Origin of the sequence: Tessaracoccus sp. O5.2 (genome assembly GCF_964266725.1) — a bacterium.
GTDB lineage: Bacteria > Actinomycetota > Actinomycetes > Propionibacteriales > Propionibacteriaceae > Arachnia > Arachnia lapidicapta.
In genome coordinates this window covers 1-18945 of record NZ_CAXWGV010000015.1, presented here as the reverse complement: position 1 = coordinate 18945, position 18945 = coordinate 1, and the positions used below count along the sequence as shown (strand labels likewise).

Here is an 18945-nt window from a genome sequence, read left to right as displayed (position 1 = left end):
GACGAGACGGAGAACGCCGCGCTCGACCTCGACCTCTCGCAGGAGGTCGGCGCCGTCGGAAACCGCCTGGTGCTCGACCGCGACACGGTGCTTGCCAACTTGCAGCGCGTGCAGGACAAGAATGGCCTCGAGGTTGCCTCGAAGCTGTTCGATGACTCCGGCCTGGACTTCGATATCGAGATGGAGACGGGTACGGGTAAGACCTACGTGTACCTCCGCACCATCTTCGAGCTGGCCGCACAGTACAACTTCACGAAGTTCGTCATCCTGGTGCCGAGCGTGGCGATCCGTGAAGGTGTGAACACGAGCATCCGGCTCATGCGCTCGCATTTCGAAGATCTCTACAAGAAGCGCAACATTACCTTCGACTCGTCGGTCTATAGCGGTAAGACGGCTGAGGAGGTGCAGTCGTTCGCGACGTCGACCAACGTGCAGATCATGGTGATGACGATCGACTCGATCCGTGGCAACGCGAATACGCGCATCATCCACCAGACGCGGGACAAACTGAACGGTCTCAAGCCGATCGACTACCTGAAGGCGACGCACCCGGTCGTCATCATGGACGAGCCGCAGAACATGGAGTCCCTGCTCTCTCAGTCGGCCGTGAGCGAGCTCGACCCGGTGTTCACGCTGCGCTGCAGCGCGACCCACAAGAAGCAGCGCAACGTCGTCTACCGGCTCGACCCCGTTGACGCTCATGACCTTGGGCTTGTGAAGCAGATCGTTGTAGCCGAGGTGGCCCAGCAGGGTGCCGATGCGACGCCGTATATCAAGCTGGTCGAGGTGCGGCGTGAGCCGTCGTGGTCGGCCCGTCTGGAGCTTTCCTGCCGCAAGGCCGATGGCTCGCTCGAGCGGCGCATCGTGAGCGTGAAGCAGCACCAGGAACTGTCGGATGCACGCCTGACCAACAACCCCATCTACGAGGGCTGGCGCATCAACGAGATGAGCATCGAGCCCGCCTACGTGGACCTCACCTCGCACGGCTTCCTCTATGAGGGGGAGAGCATCGGTGCCTCGGCCGGCGCGATCTACAAGGAGATGATCCGCGAGACCGTTCGCGAGCACCTGCGCAAGGAGTCGATGCTGCGCGCTAAGGGCATCAAGGTGCTCAGCCTCTTCTTCGTCGATAAGGTCGCCAGCTACTTGGGTGATGGCACGAACAATGACGATGCCAGCGGTGACTTCGTGCAGTGGTTCGACGAGGTCTTCGTCGAAGAGCGCGCCAAGTCAGCGCGCTACCAGGAGCTGCTGCCGCAGGCGCCGAGTGAACTTCGCCGTGCGTACTTCTCCCAGATCAAGCGCGGAAAAACGACCACCTTCCAGGATTCGTCCGGCACGACGAAAGCCGATGACGACGCCTATGAACTGATCATGCAAGACAAGGAACGGCTGCTCGACGAAAACGAGCCCGTGCGCTTCATCTTCAGCCACTCTGCCCTGCGCGAGGGCTGGGACAACCCGAACGTCTTCCAGATCTGCACCCTTCGTGAGATGGGTGCAGAAACCGAACGGCGCCAGACCCTCGGCCGTGGACTGCGCCTCCCCGTCGCCAAGACCGAGGACGGCTACACCCGCGTGGCTGACCGGGGCGTCGCGACGCTGACGGTCGTGGCGAACGAGTCTTACACGAAGTTCGCGGATGCGCTCCAGCGCGAGTACAAGGACGCAGGTGTCGAGATCGGACGGGTGCGCCGGGCCGAGTTCTCGAAGATCCCGCTGCAGGACGAGAACGGTGCGCTCACCGACGACCAGTTCGGCTACCAGCGCTCCGTCCTCGTGTGGGAGCACCTCAAGGACAAGGGCTTCATCGACAAGGACGGCGCGGTCACCTCGAAGTTCCAGCCGAACCAGCTCGGCTTCGACCTGGGCCTCCCCGTCGACTTCGTCTGGGCTGAGTCGATCATCATCGAGCTGGTCGAGCGCGCGAACATCGGCCAGTACGTCAAGCCGGTCAGCAAGCGTCAGCCGCGCGTGCTCAACAAGCAGCTCTACTCCACCCCGGAGTTCGAGGAGTTCTGGGAGACGATCAGCCAGAAGACCACATACCGCGTCCGGGTCGACCGCGACCAGCTGATCGAGGACGCTATCCGGGCGATCCGTGAGGCACCAAAGATCGACGCGCTGCGCATCCAGGTCACCCGCGCGGGAGTCAAAGTGCTGCGGGGCGGTGCCAAGGGCCAAGAACTCGGCACCCGCTCGGCCGATCTCAAGGGCAGCTACGACCTGCCAGACATCATCACGGAACTACAGGAGGCGACCTCCCTCACTCGCAAGACCATCGTCGACATCCTGATTGGCAGCGAGCGGCTGGGCGAGTTCATCGGCAACCCGAACGATTTCATCGCCATGACCAAACGTGCCCTGCAGAGCGAGCTGGCGAAGATCGTGGTCGAGGGCATCCAGTATGAGCGGATCGCAGGTTCGGTCTACGAGCTGCGCGAGTTGCAGAAGGATGGCGAGGAGGAGAAGGAGCGCTTCCTCGACCAGATGTACAAGGTGCAGCACGCCCAGAAGACCGACTTCGATTACGTCGTCTTCGACTCGGACGTGGAGCGTCAGTTCGCGGAGCTGCTTGACTCTCGCGAGGACATCAAGCTGTTCATGAAGCTGCCCGCCAAGTTCAAGATCGACACCCCGGTCGGCCCGTACAACCCCGACTGGGCGATCATCAAGCAGGAGGACGGCGAGGACCGGATCTACATGATCCGCGAGACGAAGAGCACCCTCGACGACTCGAGGCTCCGCCCCACCGAGCTCGCCAAGATCAAGTCCGCCAAGCGCCACTTCGAGGCCATCGGCATCGACAACTACGCACGAGCTGTACCGGGAGCGTGGAAGCTATGACCTCCTCCTACCCGCTCTGGTCAGACGAGCCCGCGACCCAGGATCTGCTGGCCTTTCGTGCCGTGGCGGAGACTGCCGCAGACGCCATCTTCGACGATGGACTCGACCCTGTGGCGATTGGCCTGTCCGGCGCTTGGGGCAGCGGTAAGACCAGTGTGCTGGAGCTGATCAAGTCCGAGATCACGGAGCGCTCCAGGAACGCAGATGCTGGCAAAGTTCTAGTCATCCCGACACAGCCGTGGCTCTATGACCCGGCGGTTGGCCCGAAGGAGAGCCTCATTGCTGAGGTGCTCGGCGCACTCAGCAATGAGTTCAAAGAGTTAGATCCGGTTGGCAAGGCTGGCCTCGAAGCCTTCAAGAAGCTCGTTCGCAAGGTGAACTGGTCGAAGGCGGTCAAGATGGCCGCGAAGACCGCCATAACGATGCAGCTGCCGAGCATGGATGACCTCTTCGGGCTGGTGAGCGACGAACCCGATAGCCTCGACAGCGAGAAAGGCATGGCCGCTTTCCGTGAAGAGTTCGAGACGTTGTTGGCCGATCCCGCGCTGGCCCACCTGTCGCGTGTGGTGGTGCTCGTCGATGATCTCGACCGCTGTCTGCCCGACACCGTGGTCGAGACGCTCGAGGCGATCAGGCTGTTCCTCTCAGCCAAGGGCATGTCCTTCGTCATCGCGGCCGATGAGGATCGCGTCGCCGAGGCGATCCAGCATAAGCTCAAGACTGCGGTTCCGAAAAACGAGGATGAGGATCCGGCCAAGCTCTACCTGCACAAGATCGTCCAGACAACCATTCCCCTTCCTGCGCTGAGCCGATTCGACACCGAGGCGTATCTTTTCCTCTTGCTCGCTAAGTCCGAGCTGAGCGGAGAGGAGGCGGCGTATGCGTCCTTCGTCACGAAGTGCGACGAGCTGCGCATAGGTGGCGGCAGCCTGGACGATCTAGAGGTCGAGGATGGCAGCCTGCTGGCGGAGCACCTTGTCACGGCTATACGCCTGACTCCAATCCTTTATGAGAAGTTCCACGGCAATCCGCGCCGTATCAAGCGGTTCCTCAACGACCTGAACGTACGCCAGGCCGTTGCCCGGCGTCGTGGGTTCGAACTGGAGCCGGATGAGGTTGCCAAGCTGATGGTGCTGGAGCGCATCCTCACCGATGACTTCGAAACCGTGCTCGGCTGGCTCGCGTCGAACCAGTTGCGCGACAAGCTCGACGCGCTCGACGTTGCAGCGAATGGCCGCGTAGAGACGACTGAGAAACCAGCGTCTGAGACCTCCGAGGATGAGGCGCCGAAGGAGCGGGGCGCCAGGAAGAAGCCCGTCGTTACCGAGGCGGAGCCAGAGCCCGCTCGTGATGACGACTTCAGCGACACTCTCCGGCGCTGGGCCAAACTGCCGCCCGTACTTGATGCATCCGCTATCGCCGGGTACCTCTACCTCGCTGCCTCGTTCGCCAAGATCGAGGTCATCGATGCCGGACTCCCTGAGCGTCTCCGCGACCTCGCGGTTGCGCTGACCTCCAGTCTCAAGCTTGACCGCGCAGGCGTCACCGACGAAACCCTAAAGCTGCTACGAGAGAGTGACGCTCAGATCCTGGTCGGCCATCTCGGACGCCGCACTCGCGATCAGCCCGGGCTGCAGAAGTTCACGGTCGAGAGCCTTCTCCGCCTGGCTGTGCAGCAGCCCACCACCCAGCCGAACGTTGTGGCGGCGCTCAAGAGTCTTCCTGCAGCCCACGTCGAACCGGCGACGATCATCAAGCTTCGACCACTGGATCAGGCGGTCTATCGGCCGGTGCTTGAGACCTGGCGGGCTGGGTCAGACGACCAGCAACTCCAGCAATCTGTGGGCGTTGTCGAGAAGGCGTGGAGCAGCAATGGGAACTAGCGGTTCATTCGGCGGCAGCGGCGGCAAGGACGCACGTGACCTGCGCGACAACATCGCGGCTTGGCTTGATACACCAGGTGGGACAGGCGGCGCCGATGGTGCTGACACGAGCGGCGCGGACGGAGCCGACCACCCTTCTGATCCGCCGCGACCCGGAACGCCGGGGCAGCCGCGAGTAGACCTCGGGCCGGCGCTTCGCGTACTGCTCAACTCGCGCGGACGCGGTGGGCGCAGCGACGGCCCGGGCGGTGGCGGTGGCGGTTCCCGAGGTGGAGGCGGTGGCCGCTCATCGGGTGGCGCCAACCGCTCCGTCGGTCGGGTATCTCGGGCAGCTGGGCGAGCTGGGCGACTTGCGCTTGACTACTCGTCTGGCAACCGGGAGGCCCTGCGCGAAGCTGGCCTCGACTATGACGAGCTGCAGGCGCTTGGTGACCCTGTCGCTATCGGGCTCAGGATCATCGAGACCGCCTTCGAGTCCCAGGCCGACAGCACAGTTGCGGATGCCGAGGAACGCGACATCGTCGCGACCGTCGTCGAGTGGATCCTGGAGCAGCCTGCGGATCATCAGCCAACACCAGAGGATGTCGTTAGGAAGTCGATCGAGACAACGATCGCGGAGACCGCGCTTACCGAGGTGTCAGCAACCATCTACGCCAAGGACGCCAGCTTCGAGAAGCGCCGCAGCCTAGAACGCCAGATCCGTGATGTGGCAGCGGAGTACGCGGCCCAGGCAATCCTGAACCCGGCAGGCGCGACCGAGCAGCAGATGGCGCAGGCCATCGAGAACGGCATCCGCGACATCGGGCAGATCTTCGGAGTCAAGTCATGACCCGGCTACTGCTCACACTCTCCGAGACAACTGCTGATACGGCTCTGCAGAACGGCAGCTTCGACGAGGTCTTCCTCTGGACGCGCAGCGGCCGCACCACCTTCACTGGCGGTGTCGATCCCCACCTGGCGGGCCTTGGAGTGGTGAACCCGCGTAACGTCGACCTCGTCCGGATTGCGCTTGGTGTTCTTGCCGCTGACCGATCAGTGCACCGTGAGGCCGGAGGCTCGAGTTGGAACGCCCGGAACTTCGATCTCACCGTTGAGGTGACCGATCCCGCAGCCTGGGCGCCGCATGCCGAACAGCTGTCCCGCACGGTCGGGTTCCTGTCCGGTGATCACTGGGCATTCTGCTTCATGCAGGCACCCGCAGCCGAGGAGACCGGCTTGCCGATCGAGGAGCAGCACCACGACCGGACGGTGCTTCTGAGCGGAGGTGCTGACTCAGCCGCTGGCGCGCTGTTGTCCGCGGTCGAGCTGGGCGGGGATCATTCCCACTCGCTGGTGTCTCAGTACAGCTCCACCGCGATCTCCCCGGTGCAGCAGGGCATCGTCAGCGCGATCACCGAACTGGTACCCGGCATCCGGCAGGTGCATCATCAGTTCCACCTCCATCGTGGATCGAGACGCTTTGACGGTTCATCGTTCCGCAGCGAGACATCGACGCGCTCGCGCTCACTGCTCTTTCTTGCGCTCGGGCTTGCTGTCGCTGAGCGTGCTGGCTCGCCGCTCTGGATCGCCGAGAACGGCTTCGCATCGCTCAACCCGCCGCTCGGCCCCGATCGCCGAGGCAGCCTGTCGACGCACACCACCCATCCGCGCTTCGTACGCGAACTGTCTGCGCTGATGCAGAGCGTGGGTGGTCATGGCCTTATCGAGAACCCCTTCGAGACGCTCACGAAGGGCGAGATGTTCCGCCGTGTGGCAGATGCCGTTGGCATCGACGCCGCCTCGACGTACCTCAGCAGCACAAACTCCTGTTCACACACCGATGGGCGCTACAGCGGCGCGCCAGCCCGTTCTTCCTGCGGCGTCTGCTTCGGGTGCCTCGTCCGTCGAGCAGCATTCACCGCCGCCGGGATTCCAGATGTCACGACCTATCTCTCCGAAGATGTGGGTGGCAGGTACAGCGCGTTCGTCCGGCAGAAGACGATCGTTGAGCCGCTCCGTGACTTCGTCGACCGGGGTATCCGCCCGTGCGACGTGATGGCGATGTCGCTGCCGGAGGGCTACACCGCGCAGGACGCGCTTGCGCTGTCCCAGCGCGGAGTTGACGAATTGCGGGGACTCTTTTGATGGCACCCCAGCTTCCCCCGCTCGATCTGCATGCGCATATCAACACGAAGACCCGCCCCGCCGACCTCGAGCGGCTCGGCGCGGTCGTATTCGCGGCGACCCGGTCGTTGGATGAGTACGAGTCCGTCAGAGCTCGCCGCGATCAGGTCACGATCTGGGGCGTTGGTTGCCATCCAGGCGTAGGGCAGGCGCAGCACGACTTCGATACCGAAAGGTTTGCCTCGCTACTCACGTCGACAGCTTTCGTGAGTGAGATCGGGCTGGACGGGCGCTCAAATGTGCCCCTTGTGTATCAGGTGAAGGTGCTCACCTCGGTGCTTGGCGCGCTTCAGAGCACGCCCCGCATCACCTCTATCCACAGTTCGGGGATGTCGGGGCGCATTCTTGACGCGCTCGAGCGCACGCCGATCAAGGGTGCTGTGCTCCATTGGTGGCGCGGCAGCGAGGCCGAGACGTTGCGGGCGATCCAACTCGGCTGCTGGTTCTCGATCAACGTGGCAGGTATGAAGTACCCGGCCGACGTCTCGCTGATCCCGCTCGAGCGGATTCTTACCGAGACCGACCATCCGTCTGGCGATCGCGCATCCACTTTGCCGCGACAGCCGGGTTCCGTCGACGATGCCGAACAGGCGTTGGCGAGGATCTACAGCATCGACGCCCGAGCTGTCCGCGGACAGGTCTGGGCGAACCTGGCGCGCCTTGTGGGCGAGACAAACGTTGAAGACCTTCTCCCTGCCGCTGTTCGACGGATGATCGCCTTTGCGCGTGCGAACGGAGCGCCCCGATGAAGCCAGCCAGGGAGACCTCAGCAGTCAAGCTGCCATTTGAGACCGGCGAGTACCTCATCACATGGCAGGTGCCCGATCGTAAGAGCGGACACCTGGCGATCCCGGGACTCCTGACCGTCGAGCCGGGGAAGTACCCGACCGGGATTCTGTACGGCGATCTACCGATCGAGTGGGTGTCCGAAGGGGCGACCGGAGTCGCCTCGTTCCCGCAGCGGCACACCTTTGACGTCCTCACGGGCCGACTCTCAAGCGGGGCGTACATGGCCCTGATGAACGGCGAACTCAGCTACAGTTTCCCAGGAAACGGCCGAGCCGTGGGAGCCCTGGCAGCACTGTCGCTTGACGCATTCGACACGTCGGAACACCGGAAGTACGCCTCCATCGAACTCCAGATCGAGGGGCTGGAATCGGTCGCGGGGATCGCCCCAATCTCGCGCGTCAAGATGCCTATGAAGGCCGGCGACGAGCCAGTCTGGGAAGTCACCGTCGACAAGGACGCCAAGTTCACCTGGAGCGTCGGCGGCCAGTCGATGACTTTCAGCTACGACTACAGTGCGCGGGCGCTCGACGGCTACGAGTTCAGGATGGCCTTCGGCCCCGTCCTACGCCTCACCTCAGAAGAGCCGCTGACGGTTGTCGATTGGTGGCTTGAGTGGGTGCGGCCTCTCCGTCAGCTCATCTCGCTCCTGACGGGTGCCCCCCGCGAGATTCGGTACCTTCTCGCGGTGGTCGACGAGGCCGCGCCGCGCTCGCACCGCGACCAGGTGTTCGGCTGGGACATCACCCACCTGCCCGTCAACTCAACCCGCGCTGCAGTCGAGGTGACTCGTTCGGCGGTCAACCTTGCGAGCGACGACCTGAGCCTGCTCGACCTACTGCATGCCTGGCAACAACAGGTAGCGGCTAGGCATCCCCTCTTTGAGACCTACGGTGCGATGGCAACCGCCACCGGCCAGCATCCCCGTGCGAGGTTTCTGCTTCTACTGCAGGCGCTGGAGGGGTCGTACGGCTTCGAGAACCGCGCCAAGCATGAGGCGGACAAGGAGAAGTACGGCGTCAAGCGGGAGGGCGTACTGGCGCGTGCCCGGTCGCTTCTCGAGAGGGCCGACTTCACGTTCATTGACAAGAACCTCCGTCGGGAGGCACAGCAGGGCCTTGACTCGGCGCTTGCCGACCTGCTGAATCGACTGCCGGACGAAGTTTCGGAGCAACTCACGAAGACCGAACTGATCAAGGCCGTTCGCAAAGCGGACACCGGTAAGGGAGCGCTCCCGCTTCAGACGGCACTCACGAGAGCACGGAACACCCTGTCGCACGGCTCAGGGTCATTCGAATCCCAGCACCTCGCGATCGTGGCCGACATTCTCGAGCGGGCGGTGCGTTCTGAAGCCATCCGATTGCTTGGTGCTCCGCTCGGCGCGCAGGAGCGCGCAGCCAAGCAGGACGAGCGCTGAGGTCATGCTGACGGGTTCCAACTGGGTGATTGAGCTTACCGATCGACTCGTGTCCGCCGTCCGATATGGAAACCTAACGCGAACGTGGGCGACGAGGCCTGTCAGCTCCGAGAGAGGCTTGGGAGACGAAACCAGGCCATGCCGCGCGCCGGTGGGGACCTCGACGAGAAGCTCCGCAAGCCCGCGTTCCTGGTCGCGGAGTACGAGATGGTGATCCTGCCGCACCGCATCACGCAGCTGTCCGACTACCTGAAGGTGGCGCGGACGGGTCGCGGGGTGCGGCTGTCGCGGGCGGGGCGCAAGCGGTGTGGGCCGTCGTCGAGGCCTACCGCGGCGCCGCGCGCGAGGCGGGCACGCTCGACTTCGCGGAGGCCGCCTCCATCGCCCCAGCCCACCTCGAGGCGACGGGGCAGCGACCCGCCCGGCACGTGCTGGTCGACGAGGGGCAGGACTTCAAGCCGTGCCACTGGCAGCTGGTCCGGGCGCTGGCGGCCGAGGCAGCCAACGACATCTTCATCGCGGAGGACGCCCACCAGCGGATCTACGGGCAGAAGCTGATGCTCTCGGCGTATGGGATCCGGACGCAGGGGCGGTCGCGGGGGTGGAAGCTCAACTACCGCACCACGGCGCAGAACCTGGCGTGGGCCGTCGGCGTGCTGACGGGGCAGGAGGTCGTCGATTCCGACGGCGAGGCCGAGACCATGGTCGGCTACCTGTCGGCGCGCACGGGTCCGAAGCCGGAGGTGCGGTCGTTCCCGACACTCACGGCGGAGCTGGACTTCGCGGCTGACCTCGTCGGGTCCTGGGTGGGCAGTGGGGACGTTGCGCCGGAGACGGTCGCGGTGTTGGTGCGCGACCGGGTGACCCGCGACCGCGTCGTCGACGGGCTGGGGGAGCGGGGCGTCGAGGTCCGGGCGCTGGAGGCCGGCACCGTGAAGCCCGGCTACCCGGTGGCGTTGACGATGCACCGGGCGAAGGGCACGGAGTTCGCGCGGGTGCTGCTGTTCGGGCTGAGCAAGGACTCGATGCCGATGGGATTGAAGGCCTACGACTACGACGACGAGGAGCTCAGCGAGGCGCAGCTGAGGGAACGGTCGCTGCTGTACGTGGCGGCGTCGAGGGCACGCGACGAGCTGGTCGTGACGTACAGCGGCACGCCGTCTTCGCTGCTGCCAGCCTCCGCCTGAGCGGTGTTGCCACCAGTCCGGGGCCTGGTGAGGGACTGGCTCACGGTCCGGATCTGCCTGGCGATCGGTCGAACAAGATCGCGCGTTGATGTGCTCACGTTTGCTGAGCTCAAGCCCTCACGTTTGTGTAGTTGCAAACTTCATGTCTGCTAGGTTTGATCCATGGTCCTCGACACTCTCGTCCCGCGTAGGGTGGGTGAACTCCTGACGGGGCTGGTCGCGGTGGAACCCGTGATCGCTCTGCACGGCCCCCGCTCGGTGGGTAAGTCCACGGTGTTGCGGAGGTTCGCCACCGATGCAGGAGGTTCGGTTCTCGACCTGGACGATGTCGAGGTGCGCGAGGCGGTCGTGGGGAATCTGGCCTCGGTCGTCGTTGGTGCGGCACCGGTGTGTGTCGACGAGTATCAGCGGGTGCCCGACATCCTGGACGCGCTCAAAGCGAGACTGAATCGCGAGGGCAGCCTACCCGGAACCGCCGTGATCACGGGATCGACCCGGCAGGACGCCCTGCCCGCAACGGCGCAGGCCCTCACGGGACGGTTGCACTCCCTGACCATCTGGCCGCTGTCCCAAGGTGAGATCGCGGGGGTGAGCGAGAACCTCATCGAGGTGTTGCCTGCCGATCCTGCGGGTGTGGTCGGCCGGATTCCCTCCTCGACGACGACGCGTCAGGACTATGTGGAGCGTGTCTGCGCCGGGGGCCTGCCCCTGGCCCTGCGACGCTCCGGCGCGGCCCGAGCCCGATGGTTCGATGACTTCGTGCGGGCATCGGTCGAGAGGGACGCTCTGGAGCTGAGCCGAATCCGTGAACGACAAGCCATGACCGACCTGCTGGGTCTGATTGCGGCACAGACCGGGCAACTGCTCAACGTCTCTGCTGCTGCTGAGAGGCTCGGCGTCAGTCGAGCCACCGTAGAAGGTCACCTGCGGCTGCTCGAAGACCTTTTCCTCGTGGTCCGGCTGCCAGCGTGGGGCAAGACCCTGCGCTCACGGGTCAGCGTCAAACCCAAGGTCCACGTCGTCGACTCCGGACTGGCCGCCCGGCTGCTTCGACTGACGCCAGACAAGCTCACCCGACTCGACCCGGCATCACTCACCGACTTCGGCCACCTGCTGGAGACCTTCGTCGTCGGCGAGATTCGCAAGCAGGCTTCCTGGCTCGACGAGCCCGTCGCCCTTGGCCACTGGAGGACCAGCGATGGTGCCGAAATCGACCTGGTCATCGAGTACGACGACGGCACTGTCATTGCGTTTGAGGTCAAGGCCAGCGAACGCGCACCTGGCGGCGACTTCCGCGGTCTCGGTCAACTCCGCGACGCCCTCGGGTCCAGGTTCGCCGGGGGGATCATCCTCACGACTGGAACCCGTTCCTACACCTATGCCGACCGGCTGCACGTCATGCCCATCGACCGGCTGTGGACTCCCGTCACACCCGGGGCCCCGCAATGACTGTCGCAACCACAACATGCCGCGAGGTGTCGGCGCGCCCAGCCTCTTGGCGCTGACCGGCCTTGTGGTCGAGGCTGGGATACGCTCATGCGCCGAAGGCAGCGCGACCCTGTGTCGCGGAGGTACCCAGATCGCTCTTGGGAAGGGCGTGGCGGGCGGTGACGGCCGTAGCCCATGCCTGGGTGGTGGCGACGGGGGCGAAGTTGGAGTGCAGGAGCACGAGCAGGGTCTCGTGGAGCCGTTCCGCGGAGACCCGGCCGGCCTCGTTGGCCAGGTGGATGGCGCCGGTGGCGTCGGAGAGTATCTCTGCAGCCAGGCCGAGCTCGTCGGCGCCCACGGCCGTGGCGATGTCGCAGTTGTTGGTCATGTAGCCGACGATCGTGATGGTGTCGACGTCACGTTCGGCCAACCACTGGGCCACGTCGGTGCCGGCGAAGACACTGCCCTTGTCCTTGCTGACGCGTTTCCACGTCGGGTCCATGCGTCGCTCGATCTCGGAGTGCAGCGACCAGCTCACGCTGCCGACGGCGAAGACTGGTGCGCCCTGCGGCAGCTCGTGCTACACGACGACAACGGGCAGCTCCTGCTGCTCCGCCACCTCGAGTGCGGCCACGATGTTGGCGAGCGTCTGCTCGCGCGGCGGGGGCGCTCGCCCGCCGTCGCCCCGAGGTGACGGTGCAGCCAGCCGGGCTCTACGTCGACCACGGTGACGTCCTCACCTCGGCCGGCACCGCGTCGGCCATCGACGCCTGCCTGCACATCGTCCGCTCCCAATGGACTCCGCCGCCGCGGCGACCGTCGCCCTCAACCTCGTCGTCGCGCCCCACCGCGACGGTGACCAGGCCCACCTCGACCACGAGCTCACGGTCGACGATCTCGCGGCACACGCGCGCATGAGCCGTCGCAACTGCACCCACCGGTTCGCCGCGGCCACGGGCACCACAGCGTCGTGACGTTCAGGCAGAACTTCAGCGCCACCTACGCGACCACGCCGACCTCCTACCGCCAGCGATTCTCGGCCTCCTTGACGTGACACGCTTCCGGCCGGCCAGACTTCGGTCTACGGGTCGTCCCTAGCGTGTCCGGGCGTCGCGTGCGCCGTGTGATGTGTCAGGCTGGCGGGGTGCCTGTGCTCACCTTCGATCAGTCACTTCCGTGGCGCCCGCAACGCGTGCTGGTGGCGGGGACCTCCGGGTCCGGGAAGACGACCTGGGCCTCTCGCATCGCACATCAGTTGGGCGTCGGTCATGTGGAGATCGACGCGCTCTATCACGGCCCCAACTGGACTCCCCGGGAGTCGTTCGTGGAGGACGTCCATGCGCTGGTGGGGGAGGAGCACTGGGTGACCGAATGGCAGTACAGCAGCGTCCGCGCCGTCCTCGCCTCCCGGGCCGATCTGATGGTGTGGCTGGATCTGCCCGTCGCCACGGTGATGCGGCAGGTCACGATGCGGACGCTGCGCCGTCGGCTGCGCCGCGAAATGCTGTGGAACGGCAACCGCGAGCCGGCGCTGTGGACCGTGGCGACCGAACCCGACCACATCGTCCGCTGGGCGTGGAAGACCCGCCGCCGGACGGCCGAACGAATCGTCGCGCTGATGAACGAGCGCCCCGACCTGCCCGTTGTCCGGCTGACCTCGCACCGTGAGGGGCGCGCGTGGTTCGCCGGGCCGCTGGCGGCGTCGTCGCCCGGAGGCATCGCCTACCAACGTGAGGGCGCGTAGTCCTTCAGGAAGACGCCGAACAGGTCGTCGCCGGCCTGCCCGCGAACGATCGGGTCGTAGACCCGGGCGGCTCCGTCGACCAGATCCAAGGGCGCATGGAACCCCTCCTCGGCCAGCCGAACCTTCGTGGGGTGCGGGCGCTCGTCGGTGATCCATCCGGTGTCGACGCTGGTCATCAGGATGCCGTCGGACTCGAACATCTCCCGCGCGCTCGTCCGGGTCAGCATGTTGACCGCCGCCTTCGCCATGTTGGTGTGCGGGTGGCCGGGACCCTTGTAGCCGCGCTCGAAGACCCCCTCCATCGCTGACACGTTGACCACGTACGCCCTGGCGGGACCCCTCGCCACGCTTCTCGCCGCCTCGGCCAGGCGCGGCCGCAGGCGGCTGATGAGGATGAACGGCGCCGTCTCGTTGCAGAGCTGCACCTCGAGCATCTCGAGCGCGTCCACCTCACCGATGCCCTGGACCCAGCTGTTCGAGTGGTGAAGGTCGGGAACGAGCCCTCCCGCGTCGATCGCTGAGCCGTCGGCCAGCCGCGCCAGCGACGACGAGCCCGGTGCCAGGGCCATGTCTGTCAGGTGCTGGGCGTGGCGGGCCGCGGCCTCGGCATCCGCGTGAGTTGACTCCGAGCCGGTGACCGACGCGTCCACCGCTGCGAGCAGCGGGTGCGCCTTGACCGACTCCGCCAGTGCCAGAGGATGCAGATCCCGTGCGTGCCCGAACGTCAGGAGTTCTGCGCCTTGGCCGTCGGGCCACAGTCCGTCAGGGATCGGGATCGACTCGGCGTCGACGAGGGGCGCGTACGCACCAGGCGAGCGTCGTACGGTCTGCGCCGCGTTGTTGATCAGGATGTCCAGCGGGCCCCGGGCTGCCACTGCGTCGGCCAAGGCGATGACCTGTGAGGGATCACGGAGGTCGATGCCGACCACATGGAGCCGATGCAGCCAGTCGGCGGCGTCAGGCATCGCCGCGAAGCGTCGCACCGCATCGCGCGGGAACCGGGTGGTGATCGTGGTGTGGGCACCATCGCGCAGCAGCCGGAGCGCGATGTGCATCCCGATCTTGGCCCGACCTCCGGTCAGTAGCGCGCGCTTGCCCGTCAGGTCCGTCCGCGCCGCGCGCTTGGCGTGACTCATGGCCGCACACGCGGGGCAGAGCTGGTGGTAGAACGCGTCCACCAGGGTGTAGCGCTGCTTGCAGATGTAGCAGGGCCGGGCTTTCATGAGCGTCCCGGCCGTCGGCGCCTCGACGCCTGACGTGAGCGCAAGCCCCCGCGTCTCATCGTCGATGCGGTCGGGTGCCCCCGTGGCTGTCCCGGCGACGATCGCCTTGTCGTTGTCCTGGATCGCCGCTCGCCTGACGCCTCGGCGGTGGCGCTTGACCGACTTGAACATCCTGCTGGTCGCCCGTCGGACGGCCACGAAGTCGGGGTGGGCCTCGTCGAGCTCGTGGATGGTGCCCAGGACCCGCAGTGTCGCGGCCAGGTCGTCAGCGTCGACTCCGCGGCCGGCCGACGGCGTGGCGGGTGCTGCAGTGGGCTCGGGCGCTGACGAATTCGACACGGCGCTCAGCGTACTCAGGGTTCGGCGATAGGCACTTCACAGCCTCGTGGGTAAGTCGAAGCCAAGGCATCCATGTGGGTGGCGCATGCGCGGTGCCTGGAGTCCCCATCCCCCTGCCCTCGTTAATCGGAGGCGCCGACTTGGGAGACAACACGAGCATGAGCTGGCGCATCTGCCCAGAGTCGGTCGTGAGTTGACGCCCAGGGTCATGATCTCGCTCAACTGCCGAATAGCGTGCGCTTCCATAACGGCGCGAATGGCGCCATAATGGCTCCATGCCGAACATTCAGATCAAGGACGTGCCGGACGACACGCACGCCGTGCTGCGACAGCGGGCGGCCTCGGCGCACCAGTCACTGCAGGAATACCTGCGCTCGAAGCTGATCACCGAAGCCGCCCAACCGACGCTGGACGAGGTGTTGGCCAGGGCCGGCGGGCGCGCCGGCGGATCGCTGCCACTGGCCGACGCGGTAAGCACGTTGCGGTCCGATCGTGCTCGTCATTGACGCCAGCGTCCTGGCCGTCGCCCTTCTCGATGACGGCCCGGACGGTGACACAGTGCGGGACAGGCTGCGCGGTGAACAACTCGCCGCACCCGCACTCATCGACCTCGAAGTGGCCTCGGTGTGGCGCGGCCTGGCCCGCGGCGGCCACCTGGACCCGCGCCGGGTCAGGCTTGCTCTTGACGACCTGCAGGAGCTGCCACTCCAGCGCGTCGAGCACACCTCGCTGCTGTGGCGCTGTTGGGAACTTCGGGACAATCTCACCATCTACGACGCCGCCTACGTTGCCCTCGCCGAAGCACTCCAGGCGCCCCTGCTCACCGGCGACAGGCGCCTCGCACGATCCACCGGCCCACGCTGCACCATCGAGGTCGTCAAGACCCATCGTTGACGTCGCGGTTGCCGCGCAGATCGAGGATCTGATGCTTGCGCTTCAGGCATCCTCGGTGGCCCTTGGGGCACCGCCATGGATCCCGCGCGGAAGCGGCATGTAGATGACTTCTTCGGTCGACCGAGAACCAGCGTCGTTGAGTGGTGCGTCCACCTCGTCGCGGTAGAGCGGAGCCTCTTCCCCGTACCGCACCCGTCGAACCCTGCCCGGGAACGCGCTGGCAAGGGCATGGGCTACCCGATCGGAGCAGCCGACGGTGAACTCGATTTCCTCGTCGACCTCGCACGCCAAGCACCAACTTTGATCCGCGGGCCACACCAGGTGAGGCGGGACATGGATACCTGGCGTCTCTCCCCAAGCCAGCGCCGGAGCATCACGCAGCATCTCGAGAGGGCCGGTGAAGAGCAGCATCTTTCGGTTGGGAATCTCCAGGCGCGGCGCTGAAGGTGGGTTCGGGTGGCCGTTCCAGCCTTCCCACACGGCCACGTTGCCCCTGTCCGGTGTGGACGTGTGGGAGGCCAAGGTGACCAGAGCTGCGCGGACGGTGTCTTCTTCCTCGTCGTCTTCTGGGAAGGCGACGCGCACATAGACGTCAAACCCCGGCGGCCCATAGCGCACGAGATGCCACCACTCAGCACCTGGTTGCAGCAGCCACTCAGCCGACTTCGCGTCGCTCGCGGGCACTATGTTCGTCACCCCAACCAGTCTGCCCCAGACCGTCGTGCGCTCATGATGCCGCAAGGCGCGATCCCTACTGGGAGCCGGACCTTAGAAGGCGCCACGTGCGGGTTGGGCGGCCGTGCGCACTCGGTGTGGTCGGCTCAGGGACGAAGTCACATGGGCGGGGCTTGTATCGTGTAGCGCTACGCGATACGATGGTTTTTGTGATCGTCAGCTTCCGGCACAAGGGTCTGGAGCGGCTGTATCGCGACGGTTCGAAGAAGGGTGTTCAAGCGACTCACATCCCCAAGTTGCTTCGCATCTTGTCGCTGCTGGACGTGGCACAGACCCCCGACGACCTCGCGATCCCGTCGTTTCGGACCCACCCCCTCAAAGGGGACCTGGCCGGGCACTGGTCGATCTGGGTGAACGGCAACTGGCGAGTGACGTTCCGCTTCGTTGAGAGCGACGTCGAACTCGTCGACTATCAGGACTACCACTGACCAGGAGGTGGACAACATGGTGATGAAGACCCCGGTCCATCCCGGCGAGATCCTTCGCGAGGACGTGCTGGCCGACCTCGGGCTGAGTGTCGGGGAGGCCGCGTCCAGGCTCGGGATCTCCCGGGTGACGTTGAGCCGAGTCCTGCACGGCCATGCCCGCGTGAGCCCCAACCTTGCTGTTCGACTGGAGGGAGCAGGCGTTGGTACCGCCCGCGTTTGGCTGGCCCTGCAGTCGGCTTATGACCTCGCGGCCGAGCGTGCCGCCGGAATACCCACCGTCCGCAGGCTCGACCCCGTCGCCTGACAACATCCGCAAATGCCGCGGGTCACTCGTGCCTTTGGCGCTGATCCGATCGCTTTCACCCCGCCATCAGTGCGGTAGCGCCCCCAGGGCCCGGTCGCAGATAGGTTTCGATCATGTCAAGGGTGGATCCGCAGGACGATTCGATGATGCGGTGGGTTGTACACCACTACCGCTACGACCCGCTCCGCCGAGAACGCCGTCATGTGCTGGTCAGCGCCTTCGACAATGAGCGGGAGTTCGATGAGTGCATGAGCGAGCTCTCGAGGGAAGTCGAGAATCGGCGACGTGCTGAGCATGGAGATCAGCGCGAGCGTGTCACCGGAACGATTTGGGAGCCTGGTCACCTCGCGAGGGCAGCAGCTGGACATCTGGTGCGCCGCGCGATCGAACACGGTGCGGATCCGAGCAGACTGCTCGACTCCGGCGAGTTGCCCGACAACATGGCGTTGCTGCACTTCGCCGACGGCGACTCTGAGGAGAAAGCCTAATCCTCAGCGGGCATCCGCCTATCCCGCTGGTTCCACGCTTTACTCCTCGCTGAGAGGCGCGGGCTCCAGCACAGCCCAGGCTTCTTGGTTGGTGAAGAGCTCCTTGAAGCGGATCTCCACTTCGTCGCTGCTATCAAGTGGCGGCACAGCCGCATCAACGTTGACTGCGGCGGGGAGTTCATCCGAACATTCCCAGGTCGCGCTGTCGGCGACCTTGACGCCCTTGACCCAAAGTTCTGGGGTGATCGAGCCTTCTCCGACACAGGACGCCCGCATCTGGTAGGCCAGTTTCGGGTCAGGGGTGGCGCCCTGTGCGGCTACTGCAGCGTTATCGAGGTAGGTAATCCGGGCGACCTCGCCCTCGAGTTTCTCCGGCGCTACGAACGTCTCCGTCGCCGCGGACATCGAGGGATCCGGTGCTGCCGAGAGGGTGGACGTCGGGCTGGTCGGGGCTGGGTTGTTCTCCGTCGGGGAGAAGGTGGGTTCGGGTGCCGGGTCGACCGTGCAGCCAACAGTGACGAAGACGGTGGCGACAACAGCGAGGCGCAGCTTCATGAACCATGCATACACCACGAGTCCGCTGCGGGTCCGAAGTCGTGCCCTGCAATCCTCCTCCAGCGCCCCGTCAACCCGAATTGTTCGTCGTGGAGCATGTGGTCAACGCTGAAGGCTGACCATCACCGGCCAGCGTGGCAACGCGGTGCTCATCGGCGAGGAGGACTGGCTCGCCATCCAGGAGACGCTGTTGCTTAAGTCGGTACCGGGGCTGGCCGATTCGATCCGGCGCGCCCTCGCGGAGGGCGTCGACGCGGGCTCGACCGAGCTTGACTGGTGAGTCCCTGCACTCTGGTGTACCCACGCCAAAGAACGCCAAGAAGGTGGCCTCCAGAGGGCTGAAGACGAAGACGCCGCACCTGCCGCCAGTAGTCCCTCACCGAACATCCGCTTCTAATGGGTTCCAGCCGAGCTTCTGGCAGGCTCGGTCCTGTAGCGGCTGGCGGGTCAGCACTCTCCTCTTCTGATCGCTGTTTGAGGTCTTGCGGCAGACCGTGCGCCCGCTGGTCGTGGGGAGGCAGATC

At 65.4% G+C, this 18945-nt stretch carries 20 protein-coding genes; 16 read left to right on the top strand and 4 right to left on the bottom strand.

Going from position 1 to position 18945, the window contains the following annotated elements:
- The first annotated feature begins 69 nt into the window (after positions 1 to 69).
- The 8 genes from ACFQPD_RS07510 (at position 70) to ACFQPD_RS07475 (ending at position 11732) form a co-directional block, all read left to right on the top strand.
- Positions 70 to 2847, top strand: coding sequence for a DEAD/DEAH box helicase family protein (locus tag ACFQPD_RS07510; RefSeq protein ID WP_385899830.1), 2778 nt, complete (start codon positions 70 to 72; stop codon positions 2845 to 2847).
- A complete protein-coding gene (locus tag ACFQPD_RS07505; protein ID WP_385899829.1) occupies positions 2844 to 4730 on the top strand; it encodes a P-loop NTPase fold protein in 1887 nt (628 codons plus the stop codon). Before ACFQPD_RS07510 ends, ACFQPD_RS07505 begins: the two co-directional genes overlap by 4 nt.
- The gene (locus ACFQPD_RS07500; RefSeq protein WP_385899827.1) at positions 4720 to 5559 is read left to right on the top strand and encodes a hypothetical protein; all 840 of its coding nucleotides are present in this window, start codon (positions 4720 to 4722) and stop codon (positions 5557 to 5559) included. The genes ACFQPD_RS07505 and ACFQPD_RS07500 overlap by 11 nt, the downstream gene beginning before the upstream one ends.
- Positions 5556 to 6854, top strand: coding sequence for a hypothetical protein (locus ACFQPD_RS07495; RefSeq protein WP_385899825.1), 1299 nt, complete (start codon positions 5556 to 5558; stop codon positions 6852 to 6854). The genes ACFQPD_RS07500 and ACFQPD_RS07495 overlap by 4 nt, the downstream gene beginning before the upstream one ends.
- Complete coding sequence (locus tag ACFQPD_RS07490) at positions 6854 to 7642, top strand: TatD family hydrolase (RefSeq protein WP_385899824.1); 789 nt, start codon at positions 6854 to 6856, stop codon at positions 7640 to 7642. Before ACFQPD_RS07495 ends, ACFQPD_RS07490 begins: the two co-directional genes overlap by 1 nt.
- Positions 7639 to 9096, top strand: coding sequence for a hypothetical protein (locus ACFQPD_RS07485; protein WP_385899823.1), 1458 nt, complete (start codon positions 7639 to 7641; stop codon positions 9094 to 9096). Before ACFQPD_RS07490 ends, ACFQPD_RS07485 begins: the two co-directional genes overlap by 4 nt.
- Positions 9097 to 9401: 305 nt before the next feature.
- Positions 9402 to 10283, top strand: a complete 882-nt coding sequence (locus ACFQPD_RS07480) for a 3'-5' exonuclease (protein ID WP_385899822.1) — start codon at positions 9402 to 9404, stop codon at positions 10281 to 10283.
- Between the two features lie 222 nt (positions 10284 to 10505).
- Positions 10506 to 11732, top strand: a complete 1227-nt coding sequence (locus ACFQPD_RS07475) for an ATP-binding protein (protein WP_385899821.1) — start codon at positions 10506 to 10508, stop codon at positions 11730 to 11732.
- An 85-nt stretch (positions 11733 to 11817) separates the two neighbouring features.
- Here the strand turns inward: ACFQPD_RS07475 and ACFQPD_RS07470 are convergent, their stop codons facing one another.
- Positions 11818 to 12285: an isochorismatase family protein gene (locus ACFQPD_RS07470; RefSeq protein WP_385899855.1), complete on the bottom strand. Its 468-nt coding sequence runs from the start codon at positions 12283 to 12285 to the stop codon at positions 11818 to 11820.
- A 220-nt stretch (positions 12286 to 12505) separates the two neighbouring features.
- On the opposite strand from ACFQPD_RS07470, the gene ACFQPD_RS07465 reads away from it, so the two are divergent.
- Positions 12506 to 12685: an AraC family transcriptional regulator gene (locus tag ACFQPD_RS07465; protein ID WP_385899819.1), complete on the top strand. Its 180-nt coding sequence runs from the start codon at positions 12506 to 12508 to the stop codon at positions 12683 to 12685.
- A 170-nt stretch (positions 12686 to 12855) separates the two neighbouring features.
- Entirely contained in the window at positions 12856 to 13455 is a 600-nt protein-coding gene (locus tag ACFQPD_RS07460; RefSeq protein WP_385899817.1) for an AAA family ATPase, read from the top strand.
- On the opposite strand, the gene ACFQPD_RS07455 is transcribed toward ACFQPD_RS07460, so the two are convergent.
- Positions 13434 to 15017: an SDR family NAD(P)-dependent oxidoreductase gene (locus ACFQPD_RS07455; protein WP_385899815.1), complete on the bottom strand. Its 1584-nt coding sequence runs from the start codon at positions 15015 to 15017 to the stop codon at positions 13434 to 13436. The genes ACFQPD_RS07460 and ACFQPD_RS07455 overlap by 22 nt on opposite strands.
- A 275-nt stretch (positions 15018 to 15292) precedes the next feature.
- Here ACFQPD_RS07455 and ACFQPD_RS07450 point away from each other — a divergent pair, with 275 nt between their 5' ends.
- Entirely contained in the window at positions 15293 to 15523 is a 231-nt protein-coding gene (locus tag ACFQPD_RS07450; RefSeq protein ID WP_385899813.1) for a hypothetical protein, read from the top strand.
- Complete coding sequence (locus ACFQPD_RS07445) at positions 15510 to 15911, top strand: type II toxin-antitoxin system VapC family toxin (RefSeq protein WP_385899811.1); 402 nt, start codon at positions 15510 to 15512, stop codon at positions 15909 to 15911. Before ACFQPD_RS07450 ends, ACFQPD_RS07445 begins: the two co-directional genes overlap by 14 nt.
- Before the next feature lie 42 nt (positions 15912 to 15953).
- Here the strand turns inward: ACFQPD_RS07445 and ACFQPD_RS07440 are convergent, their stop codons facing one another.
- Complete coding sequence (locus ACFQPD_RS07440; protein WP_385899810.1) at positions 15954 to 16607, bottom strand: hypothetical protein; 654 nt, start codon at positions 16605 to 16607, stop codon at positions 15954 to 15956.
- A 188-nt stretch (positions 16608 to 16795) separates the two neighbouring features.
- Between ACFQPD_RS07440 and ACFQPD_RS07435 the strand changes: the two genes are divergently transcribed.
- The 3 genes from ACFQPD_RS07435 to ACFQPD_RS07425 all read left to right on the top strand — a co-directional run bounded on the left by ACFQPD_RS07435 (position 16796) and on the right by ACFQPD_RS07425 (position 17866).
- Positions 16796 to 17074 (top strand): type II toxin-antitoxin system RelE/ParE family toxin, encoded by a 279-nt coding sequence (locus tag ACFQPD_RS07435; protein ID WP_129459402.1) that lies wholly within the window; start codon positions 16796 to 16798, stop codon positions 17072 to 17074.
- A 16-nt stretch (positions 17075 to 17090) separates the two neighbouring features.
- A complete protein-coding gene (locus ACFQPD_RS07430; RefSeq protein WP_385899808.1) occupies positions 17091 to 17378 on the top strand; it encodes a HigA family addiction module antitoxin in 288 nt (95 codons plus the stop codon).
- Between the two features lie 122 nt (positions 17379 to 17500).
- Positions 17501 to 17866, top strand: coding sequence for a hypothetical protein (locus ACFQPD_RS07425; protein ID WP_385899806.1), 366 nt, complete (start codon positions 17501 to 17503; stop codon positions 17864 to 17866).
- A 39-nt stretch (positions 17867 to 17905) separates the two neighbouring features.
- On the opposite strand, the gene ACFQPD_RS07420 is transcribed toward ACFQPD_RS07425, so the two are convergent.
- Complete coding sequence (locus ACFQPD_RS07420) at positions 17906 to 18421, bottom strand: hypothetical protein (RefSeq protein WP_385899805.1); 516 nt, start codon at positions 18419 to 18421, stop codon at positions 17906 to 17908.
- 145 nt (positions 18422 to 18566) lie between these two features.
- Between ACFQPD_RS07420 and ACFQPD_RS07415 the strand changes: the two genes are divergently transcribed.
- Entirely contained in the window at positions 18567 to 18701 is a 135-nt protein-coding gene (locus ACFQPD_RS07415) for a hypothetical protein (RefSeq protein WP_385899803.1), read from the top strand.
- The last annotated feature ends 244 nt before the right edge of the window (positions 18702 to 18945 follow it).